The 12,412-nt window shown below is 40.8% G+C and carries 12 protein-coding genes; 7 read left to right on the forward strand and 5 right to left on the reverse strand.

Translation table 11 applies throughout. From position 1 onward, the window contains the following. Positions 1-35 precede the first annotated feature (35 nt). The 4 genes from ACGG81_RS04155 to ACGG81_RS04170 all read left to right on the forward strand — a co-directional run bounded on the left by ACGG81_RS04155 (position 36) and on the right by ACGG81_RS04170 (position 3,787). Complete coding sequence (locus ACGG81_RS04155; RefSeq protein WP_390109750.1) at positions 36-1,106, forward strand: hypothetical protein; 1,071 nt, start codon at positions 36-38, stop codon at positions 1,104-1,106. A gap of 180 nt (positions 1,107-1,286) precedes the next feature. Then, positions 1,287-2,309: a methionine ABC transporter ATP-binding protein gene (locus ACGG81_RS04160; protein WP_008976394.1), complete on the forward strand. Its 1,023-nt coding sequence runs from the start codon at positions 1,287-1,289 to the stop codon at positions 2,307-2,309. Then, positions 2,287-2,952 (forward strand): methionine ABC transporter permease, encoded by a 666-nt coding sequence (locus ACGG81_RS04165; protein ID WP_390109753.1) that lies wholly within the window; start codon positions 2,287-2,289, stop codon positions 2,950-2,952. Before ACGG81_RS04160 ends, ACGG81_RS04165 begins: the two co-directional genes overlap by 23 nt. Positions 2,953-2,956: 4 nt before the next feature. Beyond that, positions 2,957-3,787 (forward strand): MetQ/NlpA family ABC transporter substrate-binding protein, encoded by an 831-nt coding sequence (locus ACGG81_RS04170; protein ID WP_390109756.1) that lies wholly within the window; start codon positions 2,957-2,959, stop codon positions 3,785-3,787. Positions 3,788-3,912: 125 nt separating this feature from the next. On the opposite strand, the gene ACGG81_RS04175 is transcribed toward ACGG81_RS04170, so the two are convergent. The 5 genes from ACGG81_RS04175 to ACGG81_RS04195 form a co-directional block, all read right to left on the reverse strand. After that, entirely contained in the window at positions 3,913-4,413 is a 501-nt protein-coding gene (locus ACGG81_RS04175) for a GNAT family N-acetyltransferase (protein ID WP_320852219.1), read from the reverse strand. 80 nt (positions 4,414-4,493) lie between these two features. Next, entirely contained in the window at positions 4,494-4,814 is a 321-nt protein-coding gene (locus tag ACGG81_RS04180; protein ID WP_317343873.1) for a helix-turn-helix transcriptional regulator, read from the reverse strand. A gap of 272 nt (positions 4,815-5,086) precedes the next feature. Beyond that, positions 5,087-7,177, reverse strand: coding sequence for a molecular chaperone HtpG (gene htpG, locus ACGG81_RS04185; RefSeq protein ID WP_390109761.1), 2,091 nt, complete (start codon positions 7,175-7,177; stop codon positions 5,087-5,089). A gap of 215 nt (positions 7,178-7,392) precedes the next feature. Continuing rightward, positions 7,393-7,893, reverse strand: a complete 501-nt coding sequence (locus ACGG81_RS04190) for a DUF5721 family protein (protein ID WP_009262880.1) — start codon at positions 7,891-7,893, stop codon at positions 7,393-7,395. A 66-nt stretch (positions 7,894-7,959) separates the two neighbouring features. Continuing rightward, the gene (locus tag ACGG81_RS04195) at positions 7,960-9,288 is read right to left on the reverse strand and encodes an MATE family efflux transporter (RefSeq protein WP_120105070.1); all 1,329 of its coding nucleotides are present in this window, start codon (positions 9,286-9,288) and stop codon (positions 7,960-7,962) included. Between the two features lie 236 nt (positions 9,289-9,524). On the opposite strand from ACGG81_RS04195, the gene ACGG81_RS04200 reads away from it, so the two are divergent. The 3 genes from ACGG81_RS04200 (at position 9,525) to ACGG81_RS04210 (ending at position 12,316) form a co-directional block, all read left to right on the forward strand. Beyond that, positions 9,525-10,820 carry a M18 family aminopeptidase gene (locus ACGG81_RS04200; RefSeq protein ID WP_390109765.1) on the forward strand — a complete coding sequence of 432 codons (1,296 nt, stop codon included), beginning with the start codon at positions 9,525-9,527 and terminating at the stop codon, positions 10,818-10,820. A 234-nt stretch (positions 10,821-11,054) separates the two neighbouring features. Then, positions 11,055-11,810: an SGNH/GDSL hydrolase family protein gene (locus tag ACGG81_RS04205; RefSeq protein WP_008976381.1), complete on the forward strand. Its 756-nt coding sequence runs from the start codon at positions 11,055-11,057 to the stop codon at positions 11,808-11,810. Further along, positions 11,807-12,316 (forward strand): DUF4358 domain-containing protein, encoded by a 510-nt coding sequence (locus ACGG81_RS04210; protein WP_120090649.1) that lies wholly within the window; start codon positions 11,807-11,809, stop codon positions 12,314-12,316. Before ACGG81_RS04205 ends, ACGG81_RS04210 begins: the two co-directional genes overlap by 4 nt. Positions 12,317-12,412 lie beyond the last annotated feature (96 nt).

The raw sequence follows: 12,412 nt of genomic DNA on the forward strand, positions 1-12,412 counted from the left end.
AAAACGGATAGAAGCGGATGAAGAGGAGGGAACGGATGAGAAGAAAAAGATGTACGCTTTGTGGTGGGAAGCTGGTTAATGGAATTTGTCAGGAATGTGGACTGGATAACAGAAAGTCGGACAGTAGATATCAGACCAGAAATGGGACACCGCATTGGGGGAACGAAACGAACGAGAAAGGAAAGGTTCAAATTCCAAAAGAAAAGACTGGGAAGAAAACAGAGTTACAGAAGGAGAAATCTTCTACGATTGTCCAGGCAGAAAAGAAAACTTCCGGAAAAAAAGGGACAAAGATATTTGCAGGTATCGTTCTTTTTCTCTTTCTGATCAATATAGTCTCCTCGCTTGTAGGAGAAATCCAGGAATTTTTTATGGAAAGAAATTATCAGGTGGCAGATGAGTCTGATCCATATGCACAGACCGATGCGGTTCTGAGAGAAACGGGAGCATTTTTTGAAAATCAGCTGGTACAAGGGGAGTATGTTGTCGGGGTGCATATCCCGGAAGGAAAATATACCATAGAATTGATGGAAGGGTATGGCGGAATGCAGGTATTGGACATGGAACATAGCATCTATATCTATGAGTTTTTTTCGGAAGAGTATGAAGCGGGAACAGATTCTATTACAGAGTGTGAGGATGTGAGATTATTTGCGGGAGCGACAGTAAAGATCCTATCTTCTGGAGTACGGCTTCGCTTTTCATCAGAAAATGCACAGATAGAGGAAATGACTGGAATCAAAAATCCATTGACCGAACAAGTGCATCTGAAAGCGGGGGAGAAGTTGAGGGCAGGAAAAGATTTTGAAGCGGGAGTTTATAATTTGTATTATGAAGGGACAAAAGAGAGAGAATATGGGACGTTTGCGTGGCTGGTTCCCGGCACAGTTACCGAGGAGGCGAGAAAAGAGTATGATGCCTATACGGAGGTTGTGTTTGTAGAAGACAGACTGAGTGAGGTTGGAGGACTTCATTGCTGCAATATTGTACTTCCGGAGGATACGGTCATCTATTCCAAAGGAGTGGGCGTACGGCTTGTTCCAAGTGAAGTGATCGTGTCAGAAGATTATGCATCAGCTTATGAATATATTGATACAGAAGAATAGAAATAGAACAGAAACGTGCAGATAGGGAAAAGAAGGGAAACTCAGGGATAAACTCAGACATTGCTTGACAAATATCTTTCCATCCAATAAAATAAGACGTATGTTTGTAAAACATACAGGAAGATGCTGATATGCAGGCATTTGCAGCATCATTATTTATTTTTTATGAGGAGGAGCAGGATGAATCCGATTGTAGAATTTAAAAATGTCAGCAAGACATTCTATACAAAAAATGGTCCGTTTCAGGCGCTGAATCAGATTAATCTCGCAATCCAGGAAGGAGATATTTTTGGCATTATCGGTCTGAGTGGTGCGGGAAAAAGTACGCTTGTCCGGTGTATCAATTATCTGGAAGTACCGACAGAGGGAGAAGTACGGATTGCAGGACGCGATCTTGGGAAGATGAATCAGAAGGAACTGCGGAGACAGAGGCAGGAAATCGGGATGATTTTTCAGAATTTTAATCTTCTGATGCAGCGCAATGTGCTGGATAATATTTGTTTTCCACTGGAAATTGCAGGAGTGAAAAAAGCAGATGCAAGAAAGCGTGCAGAAGAGCTGTTAGAGATTGTAGGATTAAGCGATAAGGCGAAGTCTTACCCATCACAGCTGTCAGGAGGACAGAAGCAGAGAGTGGCGATTGCCCGCGCGCTTGCGACAAATCCAAAGATCTTACTCTGCGATGAGGCAACAAGTGCACTCGATCCGACGACAACAAAGGCAATCCTTGCACTGTTAAAGGAGATCAACCAGAAATTTAAGATTACAATTGTGATCATTACCCATGAGATGGCGGTTGTAGAAGAAATCTGTAACCAGGTTGCGATCGTTGATGCGGGAAAACTTGTGGAGACAGGAAGTGCGACAGATGTATTTTCCAAGCCACAGACAGAGATTGCAAAGCAACTTGTATATAAGGAAGAGGCAAATCAGCTTGAGGTAGGCGGAAAGAGATATGTCCGTGTTGTATTTGACGGAAATTCTTCGTTTGAACCTGCCATTGCGGATATGATCTTGAATTGCAGAGTCCGCGTCAATATTATGGGGGCGGATATGAAGAATATCGATGGGAAAGCATATGGTCAGATGATCTTACAGATGCCAGATGAGGATGTGAAAGCGCAGCAGGCAATTCATTATCTGGAAGAGAGAAATATTATTGTAGAGGAGGTCACCGCACATGGAAACACAGGAACTCATTAAAATGCTCGCGGAAGGTTCGGTTGATACACTCTACATGACACTGGTATCAACGGCACTTGCATATGTGATTGGATTTCCGATGGGAATTGCTCTGATCGTGACAAGAAAGGATGGCTTAAAACCAATGCCGTCGGTGAATCGGATTTTGGATATTTTTGTAAATATTTTAAGATCTATTCCATTTTTGATCTTGTTGATCGCAGTGACCCCTCTGACAAAACTGATCGTCGGAAAAAGTTATGGATCTACCGCTACAATTGTCCCGCTCGTTATTGCAGCGGCACCATTTATTGCGCGTATGATCGAATCTTCTTTGTTGGAAGTAGAACACGGTGTTGTGGAGGCTGCGTTAAGTATGGGAGCTTCCCCACTTAAAATCATCGTGAAAGTATTGATCCCGGAGGCGAAGACATCATTGATCGTAGGATGTACAATCGCACTTTCAACGATCCTCGGGTATTCTGCAATGGCAGGAGTTGTTGCCGGAGGTGGACTGGGTGATATTGCGATTCGATACGGATACCATCGATATCAGACAGACATCATGTTGATCACAGTCATTGTACTTGTATTGATCGTGCAGATTTTACAGGAAGTCGGAATGCAGATTTCCAAACGGACAGATAAGAGAGTGAGAGGATAAGGATATGAAGAATAGAAATGCAAAGAGAATATTGGCAGCAGGAGTAGCTGCTGTGCTTGCAGTTGGATTGACTGCATGTGGAGGAAAAGAAAACAAGGCAGATGATAAGACAATCACGGTGGCGGCTTCCCCGACACCACATGCTGAAATTTTAGAGGCGGCAAAGGATCTTTTAAAAGAGAAAGGATATACACTGGAAATCAAGGAATTTGATGATTATCCGCAGCAGAATGTTGTTGTGGATGAGGGAGAGTTTGATGCAAATTATTTCCAGCACCAGCCGTATTTGGATAATTTTAATGAAGAGAAGGGATCGGATCTGGTAAGTGCTGCAAAGATTCATTATGAGCCGCTGGGAATTTATCCAGGAGCATCCGAAAACCTTGAGAATATAAAGGACGGAGCAAAGATTGCTGTTCCAAATGATGCGACAAACGAGGCGAGAGCGCTTCTGCTTCTGGAAGAAAATGGAATCATCACATTGAAGGAAGATGCAGGATTGAATGCAACTAAGAAAGATGTGGAAGAAAATCCTCATAACATTGAGATTGTAGAGCTGGATGCCGCACAGATCGCGAGAGTGGTAGAGGAGCTGGATTTTGTCATATTAAATGGAAATTATGCGCTGGATGCAGGATTTAATGTGCAGACAGATGCAATTGCAAAAGAAGAGGCCGATTCTGAGGCTGCTCAGACTTATGCGAACATTATTGCAGTGAAAAAGGAAAACAAAGATAGTGAGAAGATCAAAGCACTTGTGGAAGTACTTCAGAGTGAAGAGATTGGAAAATTTATCACAGACACTTATGAAGGTGCCGTGGTACCGATGAAATAACAGTGAATACAAGAGAGGACAGTGTTTCCGGCAAATAGTAGGACTGTTCTCGAAATATTAAAAAGCTGCCTGCAGCATGGGAAACGTTCCGTAGTTGCAGGCAGCTTTTCTGTTAATGAATCCTGCTATTTAACAGGATATTCTAGGATATAATCATCCATTACAAACCCGCCGCCGATATCGCTGACTTGTTCTCGTGTCTGAATGAATCCAAAATGTTTATAGATGGCGAGAGCAGACTCATTGCCACGGTTACAGGTCAGCCAGATTTTATCAAGAGAACGGACTTTACAAAGCTCTATCAAATTTTTCATAACTTTAGAACTGATGCCATTTCCACGAAAATCTTTGTGAATGTAAAGCTTGCTGAGGAAAAGATTTCCATTTTCTTCATGTACCCCGGCAAAACCTGCAAATGTATAATCGTGAATCAGCAGAAAATATTCATATCCATTTTGGATCTGCTCAAAAATAGAGTCAAAAGAAAGAAATTTCTCAAGCATATAATCAATCTGCTGTTCGCTGATCAGAGCTGGAAAATATTCATGCCAGATTTCTTCCGCCATTGTTGCCACATTTAAAATAAGTTCTTCATTTGTTACCGGTAAAATTCTTAAATCATCCATTGAAAATATTCTCCTTTATCCATATCACATATAGCGATTATAACATGAAATGGCAAAAAATACATCGCACATTTGTGAATTTATTCATCTTTTGTCAAAAGATCATCGATCAGAAAGAGAAGATGTTCCTGTTGTGTAGTTGTCAGGTTCATAAATTTTTCTGTAAGTTTCTGAGAAGTTGCAGGATTTTTATCAGATTCATCGAAAAAATCTCTCGGATGAATTTTTAGAAAATCACAGATATAAAAGAAAGCACTCATGGAAGGAAGCGCTTTTCCGTTTTCGATTTTATTGATATAACTTTCGCTCTGCCCGAGTGACAGGCTCATGTCCCTTGCCGAGATTCCCTGTTTGTTTCGTAGTTGTGTCAGTCGTTTGTAAAATAATGTGAAATGATCCATAGCTCTAAATCTCCTTCGTAAAAATGTATGTTATCGTTTAGTAGAAAACCACATCTGACTGAAAATGATTTCCAGATTTTCTCTATACTGGAGTTCCATGCAAAATACCTGTCTTTAGAATTATAATCTATAGAAAGTTGAAAAATAAAGAATTAAAGTATGGAAATAGAATGAAATGAGGAATTGAATTCTGTTTTAGGGAAGAGTAGCAATAAAAAATAGCGCTTCACTCTATGAGCGGCGCTATTTTTTATGGTATTTGGACTTGCTTTCTATTTTGTAAGCAACATCATAATTTCATTGCTTCTGCTGATGAATGCTGTCATCTCTTCTGGATTTAACGGCTTGTTGCTCAGCATTGCAAGATCAAATAACTGCTGGCAGAACAGATTTACATGTTCTCCGTCTTTATTATTTAAGACATATTGTACCAGTGGATGGTTTGCGTTTAACACGAGGGTCACATCTGTGCCGAACATGCCAGCATCCATACCGTACATGTTGTACATTTTCATCATTTCCTGCATACGACGGGACTGTTCAGAAAGTGTCACCATAGAAGCGACATTTTCATTTTTCAGTTTTTCTACTTTGACTTCCAGTTTTTCGTTATTCAGTGCTTTGCGGAAGATGGCTGTGAGTGTTTCAGTGTTTGACTTAAAGGTTTCTTCCTCTTCTTTGGCAACCTCTTCTTTGAAATGGTCAGTCAAATCTGCATCAATACGCTGGAACTGGACATTTTCATTACGCTGTTCTAGCTGTGTAATGAATGGAGAGTCAATATTGTGAGTCAGGAGTACCGCGTCAAGACCTTCTTCCTTGAACATATTGATGTACTGGCTCTGCTGTTGCTCATCAGTTACATAGTAGATAGTCACTTTCTCAGGTTCTTTTGCATCTGCATCGTTGTCAGAGTGATCAGAAGTATTTTCCTCTGCGGTTTCTGTGGAAGGTGTTTCCTCTGCCGCTTCTTTTGCAGGGCTGTTTTTCTCAATACATTCTTTTAAAGTGAGGTAGTCATGGTCAATGTTTTTGAAAAGAATGTAGTCGCTCATCTTATCACAGAATTTCTCGTCTTTTAAGCAGCCGAATTTAATAAATGGACTGATATCATCCCAGTACTTGATGTAGGATTCTTTGTCTGTCTTGCACATTCCGCTTAATTTATCTGCGACTTTCTTTGAAATATAATCAGAAATCTTGTGTACAAATCCGTCATTTTGCAGTGCGCTTCTTGACACATTCAGAGGAAGATCCGGACAGTCGATCACACCTTTTAACAGCATTAAGAATTCTGGAATGACTTCTTTGATGTTGTCTGCGATAAATACCTGGTTGTTATATAATTTAATCGTACCCTCAATGGATTCGTACTCTGTGTTGATCTTCGGGAAGTAGAGGATACCTTTTAAGTTAAATGGATAATCCATATTTAAGTGGATCCAGAATAAAGGTTCCTTGTAATCCATGAATACTTTACGGTAGAATTCGATGTAGTCTTCTTTTGTACAATCATTTGGATGTTTGGTCCAAAGCGGAGTTGTATCACTTAAAGAAACCGGACGTTTGTTGATCTTTACTTTGTCAACAGCAGGGGAAACTTCTACCATTTCTTTCTCGCCGTTTTCATTTTCTTTTTCTTCCATTTTAGCTTCTTCGTGGATCCGTTCTACGATGACATCGTCTTCTTTTAATTCTTCTTCTAAAATAGTCTCATATTCCTGCTCTGCATTTGCGTTGGATAAGAAAATCTCTACCGGCATGAAAGAGCAGTATTTTTCGATAACTTCACGGGCACGGTATTCATTTGCAAATGCAAGGCTGTCTTCGTTTAAGAACAGTGTAATCTCTGTGCCGACTGTTGTTTTATTGCCATCTGTCAGATCGTATTCGGTTCCACCATCGCATGTCCAGTGTACTGGTGCAGCCCCTTCCTTATAGGAAAGTGTGTCGATGTGTACTTCGTCTGCCACCATAAAAGCAGAGTAGAATCCAAGACCGAAATGCCCGATAATCTGATCTTCATTTGTCTTATCTTTGTACTTTTCTAAAAATTCTGTTGCGCCGGAGAATGCAATCTGTGTGATATATTCTTCGACTTCATCAGCAGTCATACCAATACCGTTGTCGATGAATTTTAAGGTTTTTTCTTTTGGATTTACAATTACCTGAATATTGGCTTTATAGTCATCCGGGAAAGTATATTCGCCCATGACTTCCAGTTTTTTTAGTTTTGTAATCGCATCACATCCGTTGGAAATCAGCTCACGAAAGAAAATATCGTGATCGGAATACATCCATTTTTTTATAATTGGAAAAATGTTCTCACTGTGAATAGAAAGATTACCATGTTTTGCTGCCATGTATAACACTCCTTTTTTTATGATTTTCATTTGATAGCTATGTTCAATTCCGGGAAATTCCCGCGATAACTACATATTAATACTGGCAAATTGAAATGTCAATAGAAAATTAGCACTCTTTAAAGTAGAGTGCTAATAAAAGTATAAAAAAGATAAAGTTTTTATAAAATGAGGAAAACAAATTTGGGAAGTAGGTACAGTTTTGATCTGCTGCGTTACAGTACTTCAAATGGCATTTGCTTTTGCTTGAAAAATCGCTGTACCATTGTATCCCAGGCATGTTCGAGTGATTTGTCCATCGTAAATGTATTCATGGAAGTTCCGGTTACGCAGTGGAGTGTACTGCCGTCAAAGGATAAGTTCAGGTAAAGCCCGCGGACATCTTCAGGAGAAAATGAAAGTCCTTCCTGTACAAGAAGACGAGAAGTATTTTCGCCCGAAAGGCAGAAAACAAATTTAAATCCGAGCGGTGTCTTTTTCCCTTTGATGATAGTGTAACAGAGTGTACGTACTTCTTTCCACAGGGAGTACTCACGGGAAGAGAAGCGGGAGAGGGCTTCTTCGGTATCAAAAAAATCTTTTTTCAAGTATCCATCGAGGTGGAATGTATTAAAGGTTGTAATGTCTCCTTCTATAAAAAGGAAGGCATCGAAGATGTCCGAGAGGAGCAGTTTGCTCATGCAATCCCGGACTTCCAGCATATGTAGTGCGATCATAAAATAAAATCACCTCCTGAGTGAATTTGTGTTTTGGGTAGTATCTGCCTCAAAAAGCAGAGGGTATTAAGTTGTTTTCTTAGCCATCGATTTTTTCAACAACAGGATTCCAGTAAGTAATGTGAATAGTTCGGCAAGCGGGACAGAAATCCAGATTCCGTTCAGACCTAAAAAGATCGGTAGAATTTTCACAAAAATAATACTTAAGACACATCCACGCATCAGGCAGAGTGTGAGAGCATAAATCGGTCTTATCGTTGACTGGAAGTAACCGATGAGAAACATGTTCACTCCGGTGATCAAAAATCCGATAAAGTAAAGGCGAACAGCAGCCGGCGCCAGAGCAAGTACTTGTGAATCGGGATTCAGGAAAATGTAAGTAAACAGATTCGGGACAGTAAGACCAAGCAGTGTTGGTATAGCACAGATGAACAGTGCTGTGCGCAGTCCTAATTTACGGACATGATCGATCCGTTCCTGGAATCCTGCGCCGAAATTTGTAGAGATGATCGGCTGTGCTGCCTGACAGATTCCGTTTGAGAGGCAGGTCACAACAATTGCAGTGTTGGAAATAATACCATAGACACTGACACCGAGATCTCCCTGATAGCGCAGCAGCTGTTGGTTGAAGAAAAAAATTACGATCCCTGAAGACAGGTCGATCAGAAAGCTGGCAAATCCACTTTTGAAAATATCGGAACCGAAAGAACTTCGGATTTCTGAAAAACAGAAATGTAAGTGATTGTGTTTTCCGAAAAAATGGATCAGCAAGATCAACACGGTCAGAATAGAGCCGCACACAGTGGCAATCGCAGCTCCTGCCATTCCCATCTGGCATGGATATACAAGAATATAGTCAAAGATGACATTAAAAATTCCTCCGGAAACAACAGCGGTCATTGCAAGTTTTGGCGCCCCATCATTTCGGATAAAGGTTTGCAGAAACGAAGAAAAAGCAAAGACCGGAAGACTCCATGTAATATAAGGAAGATAGTCCATCACATAAGGCAGTGTGACATCGGTTGCTCCGAGAAAGAGGGCAATCTCTTTTGTAAAAGTGTTGCAGATGATCATATAGATGATGCAGGCAAGAACATTTAACAGAAAGGAAAGAGAAAAATAGGCATTTCCTTTCAAATGTTCCCCGTGCCCGCGGCAGATGGACATCATGACAGATCCGCCAACACCGAACAGGAGACCGGTGCCAAAGAAAAGATTGTAGACGGGGAGGGCAATATTTAATGCTGCCATCGCGTCGGTTCCGATTCCTTTGCCGATAATAATAGTGTCTGCCAACACATAAATAGACGTTACCATTGTACCGCAGATCGATGGAACAAGGTAACGGAAAAAGAGCTTGGAAATAGGCTCTGTCGTAAAATTGTTTAGGTTCATGTGCAGGTGTCTCCTTTGTAAAATTTTGCCGGAAACAAAGCAGTGTCCGGCATCACTAACAGTATAACATAATTGAAGAAAAAAGCTACCAGAGATTTGACTTTTAAAGAAATTGCCAGTATGATTAAAGTATTGCGAAAGACATCCGTATGGATGTCGGAAGAATCATAGATGATCCGCGTCAGAAAGATGCACATACAGAGGATCATCTGTGCAGAAAAAGGAGGAAAACAGAGATGGAACAGAACAAATATGTGGATAAATTACTGAAATTGACAAAAGGTGCAACATCGCAGTTCCATACGGTGTTGGAGACAAAGAAACAGCTTGAGGAGGCTGGATTTGAGGAAGTGGCTTTAAGAGAAAACTGGGATCTGAAGCGAGGCGGAAAGTATTTTATGGTTCATCATGATTCTACGATCTTTGCATTTACAATCGGGGAAGAATTTGAAGGTGAAGATGGGTTCCGTCTGGCTGCATGTCATGGAGATTTTCCAGGATTTCGTATCAAACCAAATCCAGAGATCGTGACAGAGGGATATGTGCAGCTGAACACAGAGGTATATGGTGGAGTGAACTTAGCAAGCTGGCTGGACCGTCCTCTCTCTATCGCGGGAAGAGTGGTATTGCGCTCAGAGGATGTTTTCCATCCGGAAGTCCGTTTGATTGATTTTAAGCGTCCGTTGCTTACAATTCCGAACATTGCCATTCATTTACAGAAGGAGATGAATCAGGGGGTAGAACTGAACCGTCAGACACAGATGATTCCGCTTCTTGGAAAACTTGCAGAAGGTGAGAAAAAAGAAGGATATTTTGCAAATCTGCTCGCAGAGGAGATGGGCGTGAAAGCAGAAGATATCCTGGAATATGAACTGAATGTTTATAATTTTGAAGAAGGTTGTCTGACAGGGGCGAAAGAAGAGTTTATTTCTGCGCCGAGGTTAGATAATCTGACTTCTGTACAGGCACTTGCAACTGCGATCATCGATGCAGACAGAACGAAAGGAATCAACTGTGCGATTGTCTATGATCATGAAGAAATTGGAAGCAGAAGTAAGCAGGGAGCACAGTCTACGCTGATCGTGACAATTTTAAAGAAAATCTATGTAGCTCTTGGATATTCTGAGACGGCGTTTTCTAATGCGATTATGGATAGTCTTTTGATTTCAGCAGATGTGAGTCATGCGATACATCCAAGCTATGCGGCAAAGAACGATCCGACAAATAAAGCAAAATTAAATGAAGGATTTTGTATCAAGGAGGCATGTTCTCAGGGATATGCGACAGATTCTGAGGCGATCGCAATCGTGCAGCAGATCTGTGAAAAAGAAGGAATTGCTTATCAGAAATTTGTCAATCGTTCTGACGGAAGTGCAGGAGGAACATTAGGTTCTATCGTTTCTGCAATTCTTCCGGTGCGTACAGTGGATATGGGAATTCCGATGTTTGCAATGCACTCTAGCAGAGAGTTTATGGGGAGAGAAGATCAGGAGAGCCTTGTAAAATTTATGACAGCCTATTTTTCACTGTAAAAAAACACATGAAAGAATGTTACATAATTGTAATAGAAAGAACAGACATTTGTAATATTATAAATTTATAATACTATTCTAAAGCGTGTGTTCGGAGGACAAAGAGTAGTAGACAGATTTTGACAGAGTGTGTCTGGAGATGGATTTTGCAGAGTCGTGCATGAACGTTTTCGGACACATTTTGTATGTCTAAAACGGAATAGCGCTAGAAGATAAAAGATAAGGGGTAATCAGATGAGAAAGGATGTAAGAAAAATTGCGATCGGAGGCGTGTGCGTGCTTACCGGTGTGATTCTCATATTTGGAATCAAAAAGGGGATAACTGTTCTGAAAACGGAGAAGACAGAGACAAAAAAGGGTGTGGAAGTGATCAGGAAACTGGAGCAGGCAGATATTTCACAGATCGAGGGGAAGATATTGGAGTTGGAGAGAAGTGAGATGGAGGCCAATCCGGAACTTTACAGTCAGTCAATGAAAGCAAGATTTTCCAATGCACTTGTGTTAGGGGATTCAATCACAGAAGGATTTGTGGAATACGATTTTCTGAGAGAGTCTTCAGTCATTGCAGAGCTTGGAATGAAAGTGACAGATGTGACAGAGAAACTTGATACGATCCGAACACTGAATCCACAGACTGTTTTTTTATCTTACGGAATGAATGATATTGCAGTAACCGGTGGAGATGCGAAAGTATTTAAGGAGAATTATAAAGAAGTACTGGAGGATATCAGGGAGATCCTTCCAGGTGCTGCAATCTATATTAATTCTATCTTTCCGGTACAGCAGATGAAGATAGATGAGTCGCCTGTATATGGATCATTAGATACATTTAATCAGACTCTGCGGGAACTGGCAGAGGAGGAAGGCGTGACATTTATTGATAATACAGAGATTGTAAAAGAAGAATATTATGAGCCGGATGGGGTACATATGACTTCTGAGATCTATCCGCTGTGGCTTGTAAATATGGCGGAGGTGGCAGGCCTATGATGAGGAAGATCCACAGCAGAGAGAGAAAGAATGGACTGGATGCTATTTTTATTACGCAGATGATACTGATCGGAATATTGGTTTTGTACGTTGCGGTACTGCTTTTTAGAAAAGGTGAGAGTGATACCCCGTTTGCAGAGATGGAGCAGGCGGTGGAAGGAGTACTGGATAATTCTGATATGAAAGAAGCCGATCATAAAATGTTCCGGCGCAATTATCGGTTAAATGCAAATGATTATGATGGAGTAATGCTCTGGTTTCGAGAGGGGACAATGGAAGTCGATGAGATACTTGTCGTGAAATTGAAGTCCAAAGAGCAGTCCGATACCGTTGTTGAATCTATCGAAGCGCGAAAAAAATCCAGGAAGGAGAGCTTTCAGGGATATGGAGCGAGTCAGACAAAACTGATTGAAGATTCTATTATAGATGTAAGGGGAAATTATATTCTTTTTGTGATCAAGGAAGATGCAGAAAAGATCGATCAGGTATTTCAAAAAGCTTTGTAGAAGCGAAAACTTTCTGTCGGATGGGGACGAAGGTACTTTTCAGGAGTTTCTGAATAAGAAGATGGGATGAAAAAGAATATAAAAAGGGGACAAAAG

Origin of the sequence: Faecalimonas umbilicata, from assembly GCF_042846195.1 — a bacterium.
GTDB classification, from domain to species: Bacteria; Bacillota; Clostridia; order Lachnospirales; family Lachnospiraceae; genus Faecalimonas; species Faecalimonas umbilicata.

Coding starts and splice junctions, on each gene's coding strand:
- ACGG81_RS04210 (WP_120090649.1), top strand. CDS start 11,807: ATGATGAGGAAGATCCACAGCAGAGAGAGAAAGAATGGACTGGATGCT.
- ACGG81_RS04165 (WP_390109753.1), top strand. CDS start 2,287: ATGGAAACACAGGAACTCATTAAAATGCTCGCGGAAGGTTCGGTTGAT.
- ACGG81_RS04205 (WP_008976381.1), top strand. CDS start 11,055: ATGAGAAAGGATGTAAGAAAAATTGCGATCGGAGGCGTGTGCGTGCTT.
- ACGG81_RS04200 (WP_390109765.1), top strand. CDS start 9,525: ATGGAACAGAACAAATATGTGGATAAATTACTGAAATTGACAAAAGGT.
- ACGG81_RS04160 (WP_008976394.1), top strand. CDS start 1,287: ATGAATCCGATTGTAGAATTTAAAAATGTCAGCAAGACATTCTATACA.
- ACGG81_RS04170 (WP_390109756.1), top strand. CDS start 2,957: ATGAAGAATAGAAATGCAAAGAGAATATTGGCAGCAGGAGTAGCTGCT.
- ACGG81_RS04175 (WP_320852219.1), bottom strand. CDS start 4,413: ATGGATGATTTAAGAATTTTACCGGTAACAAATGAAGAACTTATTTTA.
- ACGG81_RS04195 (WP_120105070.1), bottom strand. CDS start 9,288: ATGAACCTAAACAATTTTACGACAGAGCCTATTTCCAAGCTCTTTTTC.
- ACGG81_RS04190 (WP_009262880.1), bottom strand. CDS start 7,893: ATGATCGCACTACATATGCTGGAAGTCCGGGATTGCATGAGCAAACTG.
- htpG (WP_390109761.1), bottom strand. CDS start 7,177: ATGGCAGCAAAACATGGTAATCTTTCTATTCACAGTGAGAACATTTTT.
- ACGG81_RS04155 (WP_390109750.1), top strand. CDS start 36: ATGAGAAGAAAAAGATGTACGCTTTGTGGTGGGAAGCTGGTTAATGGA.
- ACGG81_RS04180 (WP_317343873.1), bottom strand. CDS start 4,814: ATGGATCATTTCACATTATTTTACAAACGACTGACACAACTACGAAAC.